Source organism: Nocardioides sp., from assembly GCF_036274455.1.
Classification (GTDB): Bacteria; Actinomycetota; Actinomycetes; order Propionibacteriales; family Nocardioidaceae; genus Nocardioides.
The window spans coordinates 1-17467 of the sequence record NZ_DASUFR010000173.1; the positions used below are offsets into that span (position 1 = coordinate 1).

At 71.4% G+C, this 17467-nt stretch carries 15 protein-coding genes; 4 read left to right on the forward strand and 11 right to left on the reverse strand.

The window, feature by feature from the left end; all coding sequences use genetic code 11:
• A partial coding sequence (locus VFV89_RS17135) for an alpha-ketoglutarate-dependent dioxygenase AlkB (RefSeq protein WP_329707172.1) occupies window positions 1–539 on the forward strand: 539 nt, incomplete at its 5' end.
• A 52-nt stretch (window positions 540–591) separates the two neighbouring features.
• Window positions 592–1452: an aldo/keto reductase gene (locus tag VFV89_RS17140; protein ID WP_329707173.1), complete on the forward strand. Its 861-nt coding sequence runs from the start codon at window positions 592–594 to the stop codon at window positions 1450–1452.
• A 465-nt stretch (window positions 1453–1917) separates the two neighbouring features.
• On the opposite strand, the gene VFV89_RS17145 is transcribed toward VFV89_RS17140, so the two are convergent.
• Both VFV89_RS17145 and VFV89_RS17150 read right to left on the reverse strand, forming a co-directional pair.
• A complete protein-coding gene (locus VFV89_RS17145) occupies window positions 1918–2673 on the reverse strand; it encodes a LemA family protein (RefSeq protein ID WP_329707174.1) in 756 nt (251 codons plus the stop codon).
• Between the two features lie 86 nt (window positions 2674–2759).
• A complete protein-coding gene (locus tag VFV89_RS17150; protein WP_329707175.1) occupies window positions 2760–4535 on the reverse strand; it encodes a DUF2207 domain-containing protein in 1776 nt (591 codons plus the stop codon).
• A gap of 122 nt (window positions 4536–4657) precedes the next feature.
• On the opposite strand from VFV89_RS17150, the gene VFV89_RS17155 reads away from it, so the two are divergent.
• Window positions 4658–6034, forward strand: coding sequence for an MFS transporter (locus VFV89_RS17155; RefSeq protein ID WP_329707176.1), 1377 nt, complete (start codon window positions 4658–4660; stop codon window positions 6032–6034).
• Here the strand turns inward: VFV89_RS17155 and VFV89_RS17160 are convergent.
• The 5 genes from VFV89_RS17160 to VFV89_RS17180 all read right to left on the reverse strand — a co-directional run bounded on the left by VFV89_RS17160 (window position 6006) and on the right by VFV89_RS17180 (window position 12121).
• Entirely contained in the window at window positions 6006–6791 is a 786-nt protein-coding gene (locus tag VFV89_RS17160; RefSeq protein WP_329707177.1) for an SRPBCC family protein, read from the reverse strand. The genes VFV89_RS17155 and VFV89_RS17160 overlap by 29 nt on opposite strands.
• 9 nt (window positions 6792–6800) lie before the next feature.
• The gene (locus VFV89_RS17165) at window positions 6801–7655 is read right to left on the reverse strand and encodes a xanthine dehydrogenase family protein subunit M (RefSeq protein ID WP_329707178.1); all 855 of its coding nucleotides are present in this window, start codon (window positions 7653–7655) and stop codon (window positions 6801–6803) included.
• On the reverse strand, window positions 7652–10129 hold the full coding sequence (locus tag VFV89_RS17170) for a xanthine dehydrogenase family protein molybdopterin-binding subunit (RefSeq protein ID WP_329707179.1): 2478 nt from the start codon (window positions 10127–10129) through the stop codon (window positions 7652–7654). The genes VFV89_RS17165 and VFV89_RS17170 overlap by 4 nt, the downstream gene beginning before the upstream one ends.
• Complete coding sequence (locus VFV89_RS17175; protein WP_329707180.1) at window positions 10126–10644, reverse strand: (2Fe-2S)-binding protein; 519 nt, start codon at window positions 10642–10644, stop codon at window positions 10126–10128. The genes VFV89_RS17170 and VFV89_RS17175 overlap by 4 nt, the downstream gene beginning before the upstream one ends.
• Window positions 10645–10870: 226 nt before the next feature.
• Window positions 10871–12121: a transcriptional regulator gene (locus VFV89_RS17180; RefSeq protein ID WP_329707181.1), complete on the reverse strand. Its 1251-nt coding sequence runs from the start codon at window positions 12119–12121 to the stop codon at window positions 10871–10873.
• A gap of 144 nt (window positions 12122–12265) precedes the next feature.
• On the opposite strand from VFV89_RS17180, the gene ppk2 reads away from it, so the two are divergent.
• A complete protein-coding gene (ppk2, locus tag VFV89_RS17185; protein WP_329707182.1) occupies window positions 12266–13099 on the forward strand; it encodes a polyphosphate kinase 2 in 834 nt (277 codons plus the stop codon).
• Between the two features lie 6 nt (window positions 13100–13105).
• On the opposite strand, the gene VFV89_RS17190 is transcribed toward ppk2, so the two are convergent.
• The 4 genes from VFV89_RS17190 to VFV89_RS17205 all read right to left on the reverse strand — a co-directional run bounded on the left by VFV89_RS17190 (window position 13106) and on the right by VFV89_RS17205 (window position 17375).
• Entirely contained in the window at window positions 13106–13957 is an 852-nt protein-coding gene (locus tag VFV89_RS17190; protein WP_329707183.1) for an alpha/beta hydrolase family protein, read from the reverse strand.
• A 228-nt stretch (window positions 13958–14185) separates the two neighbouring features.
• Window positions 14186–15322 carry an XdhC/CoxI family protein gene (locus VFV89_RS17195; protein ID WP_329707184.1) on the reverse strand — a complete coding sequence of 379 codons (1137 nt, stop codon included), beginning with the start codon at window positions 15320–15322 and terminating at the stop codon, window positions 14186–14188.
• A 50-nt stretch (window positions 15323–15372) separates the two neighbouring features.
• Complete coding sequence (locus VFV89_RS17200; RefSeq protein WP_329707185.1) at window positions 15373–16506, reverse strand: vWA domain-containing protein; 1134 nt, start codon at window positions 16504–16506, stop codon at window positions 15373–15375.
• Complete coding sequence (locus tag VFV89_RS17205) at window positions 16503–17375, reverse strand: MoxR family ATPase (RefSeq protein WP_329707186.1); 873 nt, start codon at window positions 17373–17375, stop codon at window positions 16503–16505. The genes VFV89_RS17200 and VFV89_RS17205 overlap by 4 nt, the downstream gene beginning before the upstream one ends.
• Window positions 17376–17467: the final 92 nt, after the last annotated feature.

Sequence of the window (17467 nt, forward strand, 5' to 3'; positions counted from 1 at the left end):
CCCGCGGCGCGTGGGTCGACGTCGCCCGCGGCTGGCTGCCGGAGGCGGACGACGTGTTCGCGACGCTCGTGCGCGAGGTTCCGTGGCGCGCGGAGCGACGGCAGATGTACGACCGCGAGGTCGACGTGCCCCGCCTGCTCCACACGTACGGCGTCGGCGACCCGCTCCCCCACCCCGCGCTCGGGCGGGCCCGCGGGGCGCTGTCGGCGTACTACCGCCCGGAGCTGGGCGAGCCGTTCGTGACCGCCGGCTGCTGCTACTACCGGGACGGGCGCGACAGCGTGGCCTGGCACGGCGACACGATCGGCCGCGGCAAGACCAGCGACACCATGGTCGCGATCGTCTCGCTGGGTGACCCACGCAAGCTGCACCTGCGGCCGAGGCTCGGCGGAGCCGACCCGGTCGTGGTCGAGATGGGCCACGGCGACCTGGTCGTGATGGGCGGTTCCTGCCAGCGCACCTGGGAACACGCCGTGCCGAAGGTCGCGCACGCGGGGCCGCGGATCTCGGTGCAGTTCAGACCCCTGAATGTCTTCTAGCGGGATACCGGCCCTCGGAATAGACCGACGAGGGCTGGAGGTTGCGCGAAGGATGACCACCAACACTCTCGAGAACGTGGCCCGGGCGTCCGGGACCTTCAGCATCGGCGGCGACCTGGAGGTGAACCGGCTCGGCTTCGGCGCGATGCGGATCACCGGCCCCGGCATCTGGGGCCCACCGGAGGACCACGACGAGGCGCTCCGCGTGCTGCGCCGCACCCGGGAGCTCGGAATCAACTTCCTCGACACCGCGGACTCCTACGGGCCCGAGGTCTCCGAGGAGCTGATCGCCGAGGCCCTGCACCCCTACTCCGACGACCTGGTCATCGCGACCAAGGCCGGGCTCACCCGGCAGGGCCCGAACCTCTGGACGGCCGTCGGCCGTCCGGCGTACCTGCGCCAGCAGTGCGAGCTCTCGCTGCGCCGGCTGAAGGTCGAGCGGATCGACCTGTTCCAGCTGCACCGCATCGACCCCGAGGTCCCCATGGAGGACCAGGTCGGCGAGCTCGAGCAGCTGCGCGAGGAGGGCAAGATCCGGCACATCGGCCTCTCGGAGGTGTCGGTTGAGGAGCTGGAGGCCGCCCGGCGGATCGCCCCGATCGTGTCGGTTCAGAACCGCTTCAACCTCGCCGACCGCGACTCCCAGGCGCTGCTCGACCACTGCACGGCCGAGGGCATCGGCTTCATCCCCTGGCGCCCGGTCGCCGACCAGGTCGACGACGAGGCGCTGCAGGTGGTCGCTGCCGCCCACGACGCCACGCCGTCCCAGATCGCGCTGGCCTGGCTGCTTCGGCTCTCACCGGTGATGCTGCCGATCCCCGGCACGTCGAGCGTCGCCCACCTCGAGGAGAACACCGCGGCCGCCGCCATCGAGCTGACCGACGAGGAGATGGCGGCTCTCGAGCGGAGCTGATCTCGGCTGGTGGGGTCACCGGATATCCGGTGACCCCTGAGCTTCTGTACCGAGATCTCGGCACAGAAGCGGATGGGTCGCCACAGAAGTAGGCCGCTCCAGGTGTGGCGTCGGTGAGCGGCCGCGCGCGGAGCACGCCGCAACCGCCGTCAAGGATGTGGTGCAAATCCAGCGGGCCGGCCTCCGCCGAGGATCTCTGGCACCAGGTGCCGATTCCCCTCCGCAAACCCGCCGACCGGTGCTGGTGGTGCCCGCGCTGTGCAACGGCGCGGCGAAGCCCGCCGTTGTGCGCCGTCTCACCGGATCGCGCGAGGCTCGCGGTCAAGGACGCGCGGAGCGCGCCGCGCAGCGGGCGGGCGAAGCCCGATCCTTGACGGCGAGACGCGATCCGGTAGGCGCGCGGGCACCCGACGGATGGGTCCCCGGACATCCGGGGACCCTGCGCTCGCGTCCGAGAGCCGCTGATCAGGCGGTGGGCGGTGCGGCCGGCGGCGTGTCACCGGCCGGAGGAGCCGCCGGAGGAGCCGCCGGCGGCGCGGCCGGAGTCTCCGGAGCCGGCGGAGTGGCGGGCGCGGCCGGAGCCGGCGGCGTCGGCGCAGGGGCAGCGGGCGCCGCGGGCGCCGCGGGCGGCGCAGCCGGCGGGGCGGCCGGACCGTCGGTGCCGAACGAAACGGTCGGCGCGGTCTGCTGGCCCTCCGGGGCGTCGTAGAACTCACGCTTGTGCACGTTGGCGATCCCGGTGAACAGCATCCACGGGATGGTCATCACCAGCTTGTTCAGCGAGGCCACGGCGTCGTTGTAGTACTGCCGCGCGAACGCGATCTGGTTCTCGGTCTCGGCGAGCTGCTTCTGGAGGTCGAGGAAGTTCTGGTTCGCCTTCAGCTCGGGGTAGTTCTCCGCGACGGCGTTCACCCGGACCAGGGCCTGCTGCAAGGCCTGGTCAGCGGCGGCCTTGGCCGGCACGTCGTCACCCGCGGCGGCGGCCTGCACCCCGGCCCGCGCCCTGGTGACCTCCTCGAAGACCGAGCTCTCGTGCGCGGCGTAGCCCTTGACGGTCTCGACGAGGTTCGGGATCAGCTCGGCACGACGGGTCAGCTGGACGTCGATCCCGCCCAGTGCCTCCTGCGCTCCCACGTCGCTGGTGCGGAGCTTGTTGAAGCCGACGACCACGAAGCCCACGAGGGCGACGAGGATGACGATCACAATGATGGCGATGAGCATCTTGCGTTCTCTCTCTGTTGGGTGCTGCGTCGGGGAAAGCTAGATAACCCGAGTTCAGTATGGACGGAGCGGGGCCCGAGACGGCGTCACCACGACCCGCCGCCTCCCCCGCCGCCACCGCCGCCGCCGGAGAACCCGCCGCCTCCCCCGCCGCTGGACGACGACGTCTGGGTGGCGTTGTAGGACGAGATCGCGCTGTTCACGGTGCTGTCGAAGCTGTTGACCATGGAGCTCACGAACGCCCCGGAGTTCGCGCCGGCGTACGAGCCCGCGAAGTAGTGCGGCACCGGCGGCTCCTCACCGACCTCGACGCGGTACTTCTGGGCCCACTCCTCCGCGCAGTCGAAGGCCACCGCCCAGGGGATGTACGCCGTATAGAGCTCCTTGCGGCCGGAGAAGTCGAAGCGCTGCTTGCTGGACGGGGTGGCCAGCATCCGGCGGAAGCCGCCGGCCCGCGACCACAGGTCCCGGCCGGCTCGGGTCCGGCTGGTGCCCGAGCCGGTGGCCATCAGCGAGAGCCCTCCGACCGCGAAGGCTCCCGGGATCAGGCCGAGGGCCGTCATGGAGAAGGGGTTCCAGATCGCGCACACCAGCAGCAGCCCGAACCCGGCCAGCACGAGCAGGCCGCCGAAGCCGCCCAGCCCGCTCTTGACGATGTTGCCGGAGGACCTGCCCCAGTCCTTCACGCTGCTCTCGAACCGGGCGAGCTCGTCCTTGAGCCGGAGCCCGGCGGAGACGTCCTTCTTGGAGGCGGTGAACGACGAGCCCGGCCCGCCGAGGATGTGCGCGGAGTCGACGGTGACGGCGTCGAGCCCGGCCCAGCCCTGCGGCCCGGCCTTGTCGGTGATCGTCCAGCTGTCGTTCTGGCCCCGGGTGAGGTCGACGGCGCCCTTCTCGGCGGCGTACATCAGCGTGGCGACGTACGTCGTGCGGTCCACGTCCTCGCTCAGGATGTACTTCGCCTGAGCAGGCCCGATGCCCGCCGGCGGCTCGTAGAGGACCGGGAAGCCCGGCGGCTTCTCCCGCGACCTGGCCCCGAGGACCGAGCCGAAGGTCAGGGCGCCCGCGGCGATGAGCAGCACGAGGACGAGGACTACCACGTTGGTGCCGAGCACGCGGTCCCAGCGGCCGGTCCAGGGCAGGTGGTTGCCCTCCGGCGGGGTCTTCATGTCCAGGCCGGTGGCGATCGTGACCGGTGTCCGGTCGGCGATCGGACCCGTGGTCACGGTCAGCTCCTCGGTGCCGCCGCCCTCGGCCGTGCAGCCGGAGGTGGAGTTGGTGCCGATCGCGCACCTGACCTTCTGCTGGGCTGCCACCGGAAGGTGCACGGTGAGCGTCGACTTCTCGATCGTCTGCTGCCAGCCGCGCGGGATCAGCTGCCAGAAGAACATCGTGTCGTCCTGGGTCTTTGTCACCTTCTCGTTGTTCTCGACCAGGACGCCGTCGATGCTGTAGGTGATGACGTAGGTGTGCTCGCCGACGTCGAGCGTCGAGTTGGGGTCACCGATCCGGGCCACCCGCTGGCGGTGGTGGTCCTTCCAGCTGAGGTCGACGGGCTCGTCGTGGCCGTCGCGCGTGACCGAGATGTCCTTCGGGATCCGGCGTGCGTTGGGCGCGTTGTCGTCGACGGTGTCCCAGAACCGGAAGATGCCGTGCTTGCCGTAGACCGGGAAGTCGACCGTGAGCGTCTCGGTGACGTCCATGTCGCCGTTGTCGGCGATGTCGAAGTCGGCCACGTAGTTGGTGATCGTGGTGTCCTCGGACGTCTGAGAGACCTCACCCGAGCCGTAGAAGAACGCCGGGATGCAGAGCAGGAAGGCGATCACCCCGAGGCCGATGACAGTCCCCACGAGCCGTTTCACGAGGCGCAACCCTAGGGGTTCGGCGCCAAGGACGTCTGTAGCCCGAGCGGGTGGGCGGCCCCGTGTCGTCCGGTCCGAAACTCACGTGCCCGATGTCGGTGGTGGCTGAGAGAGTCGAGTCGATGGCCACCACGACTCCCTCCCCAGGCTTGGGCAGCTTCTGGCGCGACCTCCCGCGCGAAGGCAAGCTGCTCCTCTCCATCGTGGTCATCCAGTTCTTCGGCACCGGTCTGGTCCTGCCGTTCCACGTCGTCTACCTGCACGAGGTCCGCGGCTTCTCCCTCAGCGACGTCGGCCTGCTGCTCGGCCTGCCGCCGCTGATGGGGCTGATCGTCGTGGGTCCGGGCGGCACGGCCATCGACCGGGTCGGCGCCCGGCGGGTGCAGCTCGGTGTGCTGTCGCTGCTGGTCGTCGGTGACGCCATCCTGGCGTTCGCGACGACCCGGCCGGTGGCCGCGCTCGCCCTGGCCGTCAACGGCGTCGCCTTCGGCATGATGTGGCCGGCATCGCAGAGCATGGTCGCGACGGTGATCCCCCAGCACCTGCGGCAGCGCTACTTCGGCGTCAACTTCACCCTCATCAACCTCGGCATCGGGATCGGCGGCATCATCGGGGGCTTCTTCGTCGACGTCGCCGACCCGACGACGTTCCAGACCATCTACCTCGCCGACGGCGCGTCCTACGTCCCGGCCCTGGTCCTGCTGCTCGGTCCGCTGCGCCACATCGCGCGGCCGGTGGTCGTCGAGCCGACCGACGACGCCGCCCCGGCGAGCTACCTCTCGGTGCTGCGCAGCCCGGCGATGGCGACGATGACGCTGCTGAGCTTCGTCTCGTCGTTCGTGGGCTACTCCCAGCTCAACGCCGGTCTGCCGGCCTACGCGCGCGGGGTCGGCGAGGTCTCGACGCGGGCCCTCGGACTCGCCTTCGCGGCCAACACGATCGTGATCGTCGTGCTCCAGCTGGTGGTGCTGCAGCGGATCGAGGGGCGCCGCCGCACCCGCGTCATCGCGCTGATGGGTGTGGTGTGGGCGTGCTCCTGGCTGCTGCTCGGCTTCTCCGGGCTCGTGCCCGGGACCCTCGGCGCCACCTTGCTGGTCGCCGCGTGCGCGTCGGTGTTCGCCTTCGGCGAGACGCTGCTCCAGCCGACGATCCCGGCGCTGGTCAACGACCTGGCCCCCGACCACCTGCGGGGCCGCTACAACGCGCTCAGCTCCGGGTCGTTCCAGCTGGCCGCGGTGATCGCGCCGCCGATCTCCGGCATCCTCATCGGCCACGCGCTCGGCAACGTCTACATCGGTCTGCTCGTCGTCGGCAGCCTGCTCACCGGCCTGCTCGCCATCGCCCGCCTCGAGCCGCGCCTCGACCCCGCAGTCAACGGCGTCGTCGATTCCGGACTTCCGCCGGTCGAGTCGGAGTTCCTGGCGGTCGATTCGGCCGACTCGACCGGCGGAGGTCCGGAATCAACGGCTCTCACAACGCCACGAACAAGATCACGATGATCGCCACGATGACGACCAGGCCCAGCCCCTGCTTCCAGTAGTTCTTGGCGAGGATCGGCAGCACCGTCGACCCGAGGTTGATCGCGTCGTCGCCCTTGGCCTGTGCCGTCGCTGGGGCAGGCGCGGCCGGCGCGACCGGCGCGACCGGCTCGGGCGGCTCCACCGGCTCGACCGGTACGTCGACCGCCGAGGGCGGCGAGGCCGCTCCCGCACCGGTCTCGGGTCCCGGCACGGGAGCGGGGTCAGCGGGTGCCGGCCCGGCCCCGTCGTCCTCGGGTGCGGCGACCGACTGCGGGCCGGCGGCCGCCGCCGACGAGCCGAGCCGCTGCTCGAGGCAGGCCACGAACTGGCCGAGCAGCTTGTCCGAGACGTCCTGCATCACGCCGCGACCGAACTGTGCCGGCTTGCCGGTGATCGCGAGGTCGGTGTCCACCGACACGTCGGTGCCGCCGGAGGCGGCCGCGGACATGGCCAGGGTGACCTTCGCGCCCGCCGTGCCGTTGCCGCGTTTGTCCTTGCCCTTCGCGTCGACGACGAACCGGTGCGCCGCCTCGTCCTTCTCGACGAAGGTGCCCGAGCCGTTGTACTGCAGGGCGATCGGCCCGAGCTTGACCTTCACCGAGCCGTGGAAGGACTCCTCGTCGTGGTCGGTGACCTGGGCGCCCGGGAAGCACTCCGCCACCTGGGCGATGTCCTGGAAGTGCGCCCAGGTCTCCTCGACCGGCGTCGGGACGGTGAACCGATGGCTTAGCTCCATGCCGGCAGATCAGGCTCCCGCGGCGGCGAGCACCGCACGGCGGGTGAGCACGCCCGCCAGGTGCCGCCGGTAGTCGGCGTCGCCGTTGAGGTCCGACGGCGGGTTGGTGCCCTCCGCGGCCCGCTCGGCCGCGGCCCGGACCGCGTCTGCGGTGGCCGGCTGCCCGGCGAGCGCCTCCTCGACCCCCCGCGCCCGCAGTGGGGTCGAGCCCATGTTGGTGAGCCCGACCCGGGCCTCGGCGATGGTGCCACCATCCGCGCGTACGGCGGCCGCGACCGCCACGATCGGCCACTGGTGGGCCACGCGCACGAACTTCTCGTAGTGCGCGCCCCAGCCGGTGTGCTTCGGGATCCGGACCTCGGTCAGGATCTCGTCCTCGCCGATCGCGGTCTCGAACAGGTCGACGAAGAAGTCATCAGCCGACACGGTGTGGACCCCACCCGGGCCGGCGATCACGAACTCCGCGCCCAGCGCCAGGACCGGCGCCCCGAGGTCTCCGGCCGGGTCGGCGTGGGCAAGCGCCCCGCCGAAGGTCCCGCGGTGCCGGATCTGGGCGTCGGCGAGGTGCTCGACCGCCTTGGAGATGAGCGCGGCGTGCTCGCCCACGAGCGGGTCCGAGCCGACCACGGCGTGCGGGGTCATCGCGCCGATGACGATGGCGTCGCCGTCGTCGCGGATGCCGCGCAGCTCCTGGATCTTGCCGAGGTCGATGACCATCTCGGGGGCGTTGAGCCGCATCCGCAGCACCGGCAGCAGGCTCTGCCCGCCGGCGATGACCTTCGCGTCGTCGCCGTGCTGGGAGAGCGCGTTGAGCGCCTCCTCGATCGTGGTCGGCGCCATGTAGTCGAACTGTGCGGGGATCACTGGTGCTCTCCTGTCTCGCCCTCGTCCTGGTTGCGCGCGCCTTCGACGAAGTGTGGCTCCGCCGACTCCTCGGTCGGTGTCGCTCCTCCGGCGTCGCCGCTGTTGATCGCCCTCCACACCCGCTCCGGCGTGCAGGGCATCAGGATGTCGTCGACCCCGAACTGCCGCACGGCGTCGATGATCGCGTTGACCACCGCAGGCGTCGACGCGATGGTGCCGGCTTCGCCGACGCCCTTCGTGCCGAGCGAGTTGGTGGTCGACGGCGACGTGGTGTGGTCGATGTCGAAGCTGATCGTGTCGGCCGCGGTCGGCAGCAGGTAGTCCACGAACGAGCCGGAGACCAGGGTCCCGGAGTCGTCGTAGACCGCCTCCTCCCACAGCGCCTGCGCGATGCCCTGCACCAGGCCGCCGTGCACCTGGCCGGACACGATGAGCGGGTTGATGATGTTGCCGATGTCGTCGCAGGCGACGTACTTGCGCATCTTCAGCCCGCCGGTCTCGGTGTCGACCTCCATCGCGCACAGGTGGGTGCCGTGCGGGAAGGAGAAGTTGACCGGGTCGTAGGTCGCGTCCGAGTCGAGCGACGGCTCGACGCCGTCCGGCAGGTTGTGCGCCGCGAACGTCGCCAACGCCACCTCCCCGATGGCCATGCCCTGGTCGGTGCCACGGACCGAGAACCGTCCGGCCTTGAACTCGATGTCGTCGACGGAGGCCTCCATCAGGTGCGCCGCGATGGGCTTGGCCTTCTCGACCACCTTGTCGGCGGCCTTGACCAGCGCCTCACCGCCGACCACCAGGGACCGCGAGCCGTAGGTGTCGAGGCCTCGGTGGCTGACCTGGGTGTCCCCGTGCAGGACCTCGACGTCCTCGAAGGCCACCCCGAGCCGGTCCGCCACGATCTGGCTCCAGGCCGTCTCGTGGCCCTGGCCGTGCGCGGATGAGCCGGTGACGACCTCGACCTTGCCGGTGGCCAGCATCCGAACGCTCGCGTGCTCCCACCCGCCGGCGCCGTAGTCGAGGCTGCCGAGGACCCGGGACGGCGCCAGGCCGCACATCTCGGTGAAAGTCGAGATCCCGATGCCGAGCTGGACCGGGTCGTTGCTCTCCCGGCGCTGCTTCTGCTCGGCGCGGAGCTCGTCGTACCCGAACATCTCCTTGGCGCGCGCGGTGGCGGCCTCGTAGTTGCCGGAGTCGTACTGCAGCCCGGCCACCGTGGTGAACGGGAACTCCTCGTGCTTGATCCAGTTCTTCTCGCGGATCGCCAGCGGGTCCATCCCGACCGCGGCCGCGAGCTCGTCCATCATCCGCTCGACGCCGTAGGTCGCCTCGGGCCGGCCGGCGCCGCGGTAGGCGTCGGTCCAGGTCTTGTTGGTGAGCACGGTCTGGCAGGCGAAGTGGTAGGCCGGGAACTTGTAGATCGCGTTGAACATGAACGCGCCGAGCACCGGCACGCCGCCGCCGACGATGGCGACGTACGCCCCGAGGTCGGCCAGCAGCTCGACCTTGAAGCCGGTGACTGTGCCGTCCTTCTCCGCGGAGAGGGTCAGCTTCTGCCACTGGTCGCGGCCGTGGTGCGCGCTGAGCAGGGACTCCGAGCGGGTCTCGGTGTACTTGACCGGCTTGTTGATCCGCCGGCCGACCGCCCAGGCGATCCACTCCTCCGGGGTGGCCTGGAGCTTGCCGCCGAAGCCGCCGCCCACGTCGGGCGCGATCACGCGGATCTTCGACTCGGGCACCCCGGTCGTCGCCGCCAGGGCGAACCGCAGGATGTGCGGGATCTGGGTCGCCGACCACATCGTGTACTGCTCCCCGGTCGGATCGACGACCACCGAGCGGGGCTCCATGAACGCCGGGATCAGCCGCTGCTGGCGGTACTCGCGCTCGATGACGATTCCGTCGGTGCGCGCCTTCGCGATCGCCTCCTCGACGTCGCCGCCGGTGCCGGCCTCCTTGGAGTCGAAGACCCAGAGCGCCGACTTGTTGGTGCCCAGGTCCGGGTGCGCGAGCACGCTGTCGGCCGCCGCCTCCTTGAGGTCGAGCGCAGCGGGCAGCTCCTCGTACTCCACGTCGACGAGCTCGGCCGCGTCGCGGGCCTCGGCCGCGGTGCGGGCGACGACGACCGCGACGATCTCGCCGGCGAACGCCACCCGGTCGGCGGGCAGCGGCGAGTGGGTGGGCGCGACCTGGTCCGGCGTGATCGGCCAGGCGTTGATGCAGACTCCGAGCTCCTCACCGAAGTCCTTGCCGGTGAAGACGTCGACGACGTTGGTCATGTTGTTGGCCGCGGTGGTGTCGATGCTCTTGATCCGGGCGTGCGCGAACGGGCTGCGGACCATGGCCAGGTGGAGCATCCCCGGCAGGCTGATGTTGTCGGTCCAGCGGGTGCGGCCCGTGATCAGCCGCTGGTCCTCCTTGCGGCGGCGGTCGCGGCCGATCTCGGCCGTCGGGGCCGCGGCGTCCTGGGTGGCGGTCATGCCGGCGCCCCCTCTGTCTGCGGCGCCGACTGCGACTCCGCCCGGTCACCCGCACCGCCGTGGTCGGCGGCGTACAGCACCGCCTTGACGATGTTGTGGTAGCCGGTGCAGCGGCACAGGTTGCCCTCGAGCCCGAGCCGGACCTCCTCCTCGGTGGGGTGCGGGTTGTCCTTCAGGAGGTCGACGCTCTGCATGATCATGCCGGGCGTGCAGAACCCGCACTGGAGACCGTGGCACTCGCGGAAGGCCTCCTGCACGGGGTGCAGCTGGCCGTTGGTGGCCAGCCCCTCGATGGTCGTGACCTCGCCGCCGTCGGCCTGGACGGCCAGCACGTTGCACGACTTCACGCTCTGACCGTTGAGGTGCACGGTGCAGGCGCCGCAGTTGCTGGTGTCGCAGCCGATCACGGTCCCGGTCTTCCCGAGCTTCTCCCGGAGGTACTGCACCAGCAGCATCCTGGGTTCGACGTCATCGGCGACCTTCTCGCCGTCGACGGTGAGGCTGATCCGCGTCATGGGCTCTCCCTTGAGGGTTCCGCGTGAGTTTCCGCGCGTGAGTACGCCGCCACGGGTGTGTGGTCCCGGTCACGCTAGGCAGCGGAGGGTTGGGGGCAGGTTGGCCGCGACCGAGGGACGAGATCGTGGCCGAAGCTGTCCCGGTTGAGCGAGCGTCACGCCTGAGCTCGCGAAGGCGTGTCAGCGAGTCGAGACCACCGCAGCCGAGGCACCTCGCCCGTGCGGCTCAGCGCCGGGCGACGGCCAACCGGCCCTTGAGGAGGGGTACGGCGGGGTGGGGGTGGCCGCCTGTCCTGGAGTCACGTTCCAGCGAGGCCAGGCAGACCTCGAGGACCTCGGAGTCGTACGGCGCCAGCTCGCCGTAGCGGACGACCGCATCGGGCTGGGGGTCGGCCAGGAGCGCCTCGCGGACGGCCACGGCGACGTACTCGGCGAGCTCGGCGAGCGCGGGCGAGTTGGTGCCGGGCAGCAGGTCGCCGCCGTAGGCGTCGACGGCGCCGGCCACGTCGCCGCAGCGCAGCAGCGTGAGCACGTGTTCGACGTCGGTCTCGACGGGCATCAGCAGCCGGTAGGGGCGCGACCCGAGCTGACCGCCCAGCGCGGCCCGCAGGTGCGAGACCTCGGCCTTGAGCGTGGAGAACGTGATCGCCTGGTCGCCGTAGAGCATCGCGTGCAGCTGCTCGAGCGAGAGCCCCTCGGGGTGGAGGGCGAGCAGGGCGAGCACCTCGGTCTGGCGTCGGTTGAGCAGCAGCCGCTGGCCGTCGACATAGGTCTCGGCGGTGCCGAGCAGCGTCATCACCAGGCCCGGCTCGCTGACGACGTCGCGCAGCGCCGAGGGGTGGTACGCCGAGCGCGGCATCGCCGACTCGATGAGCCGGGCCATCACCCGGGCGGTGGCCAGGCCGATCGGGTGGGTGCGGTCCCAGGTCGTGGAGAGGTCGATCACGCCGAGCTTGGCGCCGCTCACGGGGTCGAGGACCGGCGCGGCCCAGCACACCCAGTTGTGCACGATCGGGGCGTAGTGCTCGGCGCTGAACACCATCGCCGGTTCGGCCAGCCGGTTGGCCAGGTCGAGCGCGTTGGTCCCGACCGACTCGTCGTCCCAGCGGCCGCCCGCCACGAAGTTCACGGTCTCCGCCTTGCGGCGCATCACCCGGCCGCCGTAGGTCCACAGGATCCGGGTGTCGGCGTCGGTCACCGCGATGACGAGGTCACCGTCCTCGGCGGTCCTCCTCAGCTCCTCCTCGACCCTCTCCACCGCCGTCTGCAGCGGCGAGTCGCGCCAGATCGCGGCGATCTCGGCCTCGTCGGCGAGCGGCGCATGCTTGACGTCGGGGGTGATCGCGGCCTCCGATCGCGCCCAGGACGACAGGATCTCGGGCCGGACGAGCGGCTCGACCGCGTCGCCGTGCTCGATGAACGTCGTCCAGGCGCGCACGGCGTCCTGTCGCCGCGTGCTCAGCTCGCTGCGCACCACAACGCCGAGGTTACTCCCGGGTCGGAAGCGTGGGCACGGGCTGCTTGCGCTGCTCACGGCGGCCCGGCCACCCGGCGGGGATCGACCCGCTCGGCTACGTTGAAGGCTGCTACCTGTCCAACGGCCGCGCGACGAGGTGAGGCTGTGACGAAGAAGCCCCCGGCGGGTGCCGACGACGCCCTGCCGCCGGGAGGGGCGCGCCGGCCGAAGGTCAAGCAGGCCGTCTACGAGGCCGAGCTCGCGCGGCTCCAGGAGGAGCTCGTCATGCTGCAGTACTGGATCCAGCGGCAGGGGCTCCGCGTCCTGGTGATCTTCGAGGGCCGGGGCTCGGCGGGCAAGGGCGGGGTGATCAGTGCCCTCACCGAGCGCACCAGCCCTCGCACGGTCCGGGTCGTCGCCCTGCCCAAGCCCACCGACCGCGAGCGCACGCAGTGGTACTTCCAGCGGTACGTCGAGCACCTGCCGGCCGCCGGCGAGATGGTCCTGTTCGACCGCAGCTGGTACAACCGCTCGGGCGTCGAGTGGGTGATGGGCTTCTGCACCGAGGACGAGCACCAGGAGTTCCTGCGCTCGTGCCCGGAGTTCGAGCGGATGCTGGTCCGCTCGGGGATCCGGGTCGTGAAGTACTGGTTCTCGGTCTCCTACGACGAGCAGCGACGCCGCTTCGAAGCCCGCAACGACGAGCCGCGCAAGCGCTGGAAGCTCTCCGAGATGGACCTCGCCGAGCACGAGCTGTACGTCCGCTTCTCGATGGCCAAGGACACGACGTTCCAGTACACCGACATCAAGCAGGCGCCGTGGTACGTCGTACCCAGCGACGACAAGCGGGCAGCGAGGCTCAACTGCATCAGCCACCTGCTCGGCCTCTTCGACTACGAGGACGTCGCGCCGGAGCGGGTCGAGCTGCCCGAGATGCGCGACATCGCCTATGTGCGCCCGCCCATCCACGAGCAGACGTTCGTCCCCCAGCTGTTCTGACCCGGATCAGAGGTCGAGGCGGGTGCGCAGGAACCGGATCGTCACGTCCATGGCGTCCTGCCAGCGCGCGTAGAAGGCATGGTCCTCCCCCGGCCACCACCGCAGCCGGCTGTCCACGCCCGCCGACCCCATCAGCCGCTGGGTGGTCCGCGCCCACCGCGGCGGGCAGGTCGCGTCGGCGGTGCCGTGGTGCACGAGCACGGGTTCGGTGATGCGGTCGAAGTAGGTCCGCGGCGACAGCTCGCGGTAGAACCGCGCCGACTCGGCCGGGGTCCCGAACCGGTCGAAGAGGTCGCGTACGGCGTTGGGCCGCGACCGCCTGGTGAAGTGCTCGAGGTTGTCGAGGAAGCGCGAGCTCACCGAGTCGTAGATCACCGCCGCGTCGACCAGGCCGGGCTGGGTGACCAGCGCGTTCATGGTGACGCCGCCGCCCATCGAGCGGCCGAGCATCGCCATGCGGGTGCCGTCGACGTACGGCAGCTTCTCGAGCGCCGCCACGGCGTTCACCGCGTCGCGGGTGTAGCCGAGCCGGGTCTCGCGGTCCACCGGCGGGACCGGGTCGGACGCCGCGTGGCCGCGGTAGTCGGTGTGGAGCACCACGAATCCCGCCCGCGCCAGGGCGTCCTGCTCCCGGGCGAGCCCCTGACCGGTGACGTAGTAGGACGGGTCGATGTAGCCGTGGTTGAGCACGATGCCCGGGAACGGGCCGGGCCCCTTGGGCCGGATCAGCACCCCGGACACGGTGAGGTCGTCGCTGCGGTAGGTGACGTCGTACCGGGTGTAGGCGGCGGTGGCGTACTCGGTGCGCATGATCCGCGGCCGGCCACCGTCCGGCGGCTGCCCCATCAGCGCCGGCAAGGACGAACGGTGGTGGACGGGCGGCAGATCTCCCGACTCGACCAGCGGATCTACCGACTCAACCGGCAAATCTCCCGACTCAACGTCCGCCGGGCCCGTTGATTCGGGAGTTCCGCCGGTTGATTCCGGAGTTCCGCCACTCGATTCGGGAGTTCCGCCGGTACAGCCCGTCAGCAGTGTCAGCCAGACCATGAGAGCCGCGACGAGACGCATGGCGACCGGGACGGTTCAGCCGAGCGGGCTGGTCTCGCCGTGGATCCGGCCCTCGGTGGTGCCCAGGCGCTGGCCGCTGCCGCCCCACCGCCCGGCGATGATCTCGGCCGCGATGCTGATCGCCGTCTCCTCCGGCGTACGTGCCCCGAGGTCGAGCCCGATCGGGCTGGAGAGCCGGGACAGCTCGTCCTCGCTGAGCCCGGCCTCGCGCAACCGGGCCAGCCGGTCATCGTGGGTGCGACGCGAGCCCATCGCGCCGACGTAGGCGACCTCGGGCAGGCGGAGCGCGACCTCCAGGAGCGGAACGTCGAACTTCGGGTCGTGGGTGAGGACCGTGACCACGGTGCGTGGGTCGATCCGACCCGCCTCGTGCTCGGCCTTCAGGTAGCGGTGCGGCCAGTCGACGACGACGTCGTCGGCCTCCGGGAACCGGCTGTGTGTCGCGAACACCGGCCGCGCGTCGCACACGGTCACGTGGTAGCCGAGGAACGCGCCCACCCGGGCCACGGCCGCCGCGAAGTCGATGGCGCCGAAGACCAGCAGCCTCGGCTTGGGCGCGAAGGCCCAGACGAAGACCCGCATCCCCTCGCCGCGCCGCTCACCGTCGCGACCGTAGGTCAGCGTCGCGTTGTGCCCGGCCGCCAGCAGCCCCATCGCGTCGTCGCGGACCGCGTCGTCGGCCCGTGGTGACCCGAGCGAGCCGACCGGGTCCTCGCCGGGTCGTACGACGAGACGCCGGCCCAGCCACGAAGGGTCGGGGTGCTCGATGACCGTGGCCAGCGCCACCGGGCGGCCGGCCTCGATGTCGGCCGCGATGTCGCCGAGCTCGGGGAAGCTCTCCTGGTTCACCTTCTCGACGTAGACGTCGAGGATGCCGCCGCAGGTGAGCCCGACCGCGAACGCGTCGTCGTCGGAGACGCCGTAGCGCTGCAGGACCGGCTCGCCGGACTCCATCACCGACTGGGCCAGGTCGTAGACCGCGCCCTCGACGCAGCCGCCCGACACCGACCCGACCGCGGTCCCGTCCTCGCCGACCAGCATCGAGGCACCCGGCGGGCGTGGCGCGGACTGGAAGGTCGCGACCACCGTCCCGACCCCGATGGTGTCGCCAGCCTCCCACCACTTCTTTAGCTCGGGCAGCACGTCACGCACGGCCGGCCTCCCACACTGCGTGCGTTCTTGGCTTGAGCTCGGGCAGCACGTCACGCACGGGCCACCACCTCCACGAGCTCGGCGTAGGTCGCCAGCGAGTGGCCGGCCACGAAGTCGTCGACGTGGGGCAGCGCCGCCAGCACGCCCTGCTGCACCGGCTCGTAGCCCTGCTTGCCGCGGTGCGGGTTGACCCACACCACGCGGTGCGCGATCCGGCGCAGCCGTGCCATCTGCTCGGCGAGCGCGGCCGGGTCGCCGCGCTCCCAGCCGTCGCTGAACACCACGACCACAGCGCCACGCGCCATCCCGCGCTGCCCCCACCGGTCCAGGAAGATCTTCAGCGTCTCGCCGAGGCGGGTCCCGCCCGACCAGTCCGGCACGGTCTCACCCGCGGCGACCAGCGCCCGCTCGGCGTCCTTGCCGCGCAGGGCGCGCGTGACGTGGGTGAGCCGGGTCCCGACCGTGAACGTCTCGACGACGCCGCCCCTGGCCCCGGACCCCTGGGTGAGGCGGTGGGCCAAGCGGAGCAGCGCGTCGGCGTAGCCGCTCATCGAACCGGACACATCAACCAGAAGGACGACGCGGCGCGGCTTGTTCCCGCGCCGCCGCCAGGCGATGTCCGCGGGCTCGCCCATGTGCTGGAGCGAGGCCCGCAGCGTGCGGGACGCGTCGACCGTGCCGCGGTGCCACCTCTGGTGCCGGGCGGTACGCCGGCGCGGTGGCCGCGGCCGGAGCGTTGCGAACATCCCGGCCAGCCTGGCCTTCTCCGCCGCCGAGAGCGAGGCCACGTCGCGGTGCCGCAGCACCTCGGTGTCGCTCGCCATCGCCCGCACCACCGGGTCGTCGTTGTGGCCGTCGGCGTCACCCTCGCCCTCGGCCAGCGGCAGCCCGGCGAAGGTCGGCACCCCCTCCTCCATGGGCCGCGGCCGGGGCAGGCCGTCGCGCGCGTTGAAGTAGGCCTCGTAGACCTGGTCGTAGCGGGCCAGGTCGTCCGGCGAGGCGCACAGCGTGGCCCGGCCCGCGACGTAGGTGCCGGCGGCGTCAGCCAGGCCGACCAGGGCGGCCGCGGCCAGGAAGCCGTGCGCGCGGTCCTGGGTGACCGGCACGCCGGCGGCCCGGAGCGCCCGGGTGAAGCCGAGCAGGATCTCGTCGGGCAGCCGGACGGCTTCGGTGGTGGCGCTCATGGCCGGAGCATCTGGTCGAGGGCCTGCTGCACCTTCTGGGCGTCTTCGCGATACTTCACGAGGGCGCCGAGTGTGCGCGCCGACGCCTCGAGGTCGAGGGTGGCAGTGCCGAGGTGGTGCAGCGCACGGGCCCAGTCGAGCGTCTCGGCGACGCCCGGCGGCTTCTGCAGGCCGGCGTGCCTGAGCTGCTGGACGACGCCGACCACCTGCTGGGCGAGCTGCTCCGACACCTCGGGCGCGCGGGTCCGGACGATCTGCACCTCCCGCTCGAGGCCGGGGTGCTCGATCCAGTGGTAGAGGCAGCGCCGCTTGAGGGCGTCGTGCAGCTCGCGGGTCCGGTTCGAGGTGAGGACGACCACCGGCGGGGTCGCGGCCACCACCGTGCCGAGCTCGGGGATGCTCACCTGGTAGGTCGACAGCACCTCCAGCAGGAACGCCTCGAACTCGTCGTCCGCCCGGTCGACCTCGTCGACGAGGAGGACCGCCGGTGCCTGCTGCAATGCCTGCAGCACCGGCCGGGCGAGGAGGAAGCGCTCGTCGTACAGGCTCTTCTCGGCCTCTTCCACGTCGGTCCCCCGGCCCGCCGCCTCGAGGGCGCGCAGGTGCAGGATCTGGCGCGGGAAGTCCCAGTCGTAGAGCGCCTGCGTCGCGTCGATCCCCTCGTAGCACTGCAGCCTGATCAGGGGCAGCTCGAGCGCCTCGGCGATCGCCTCGGCCAGCGCGGTCTTGCCGGTGCCGGGCTCACCCTCGAGCAGCAGCGGGCGCTGCATCCGCAGGGCGAGGAACGTGACCGTCGCGAGGGCCTCGTCGCACAGGTATCCCGTCTGCTGGAGCCGGGTGGTCAGCTCGTGAGCGGACAGGGTCTCCATGTGGCCCAGGTTACCCGGGCCCTCGTTGGCGACGGGTTGGCCGAGCGCTCAGCCGGGCCGGTCGACGTCAGCCCCGGTGGCCAGGTCCCCGC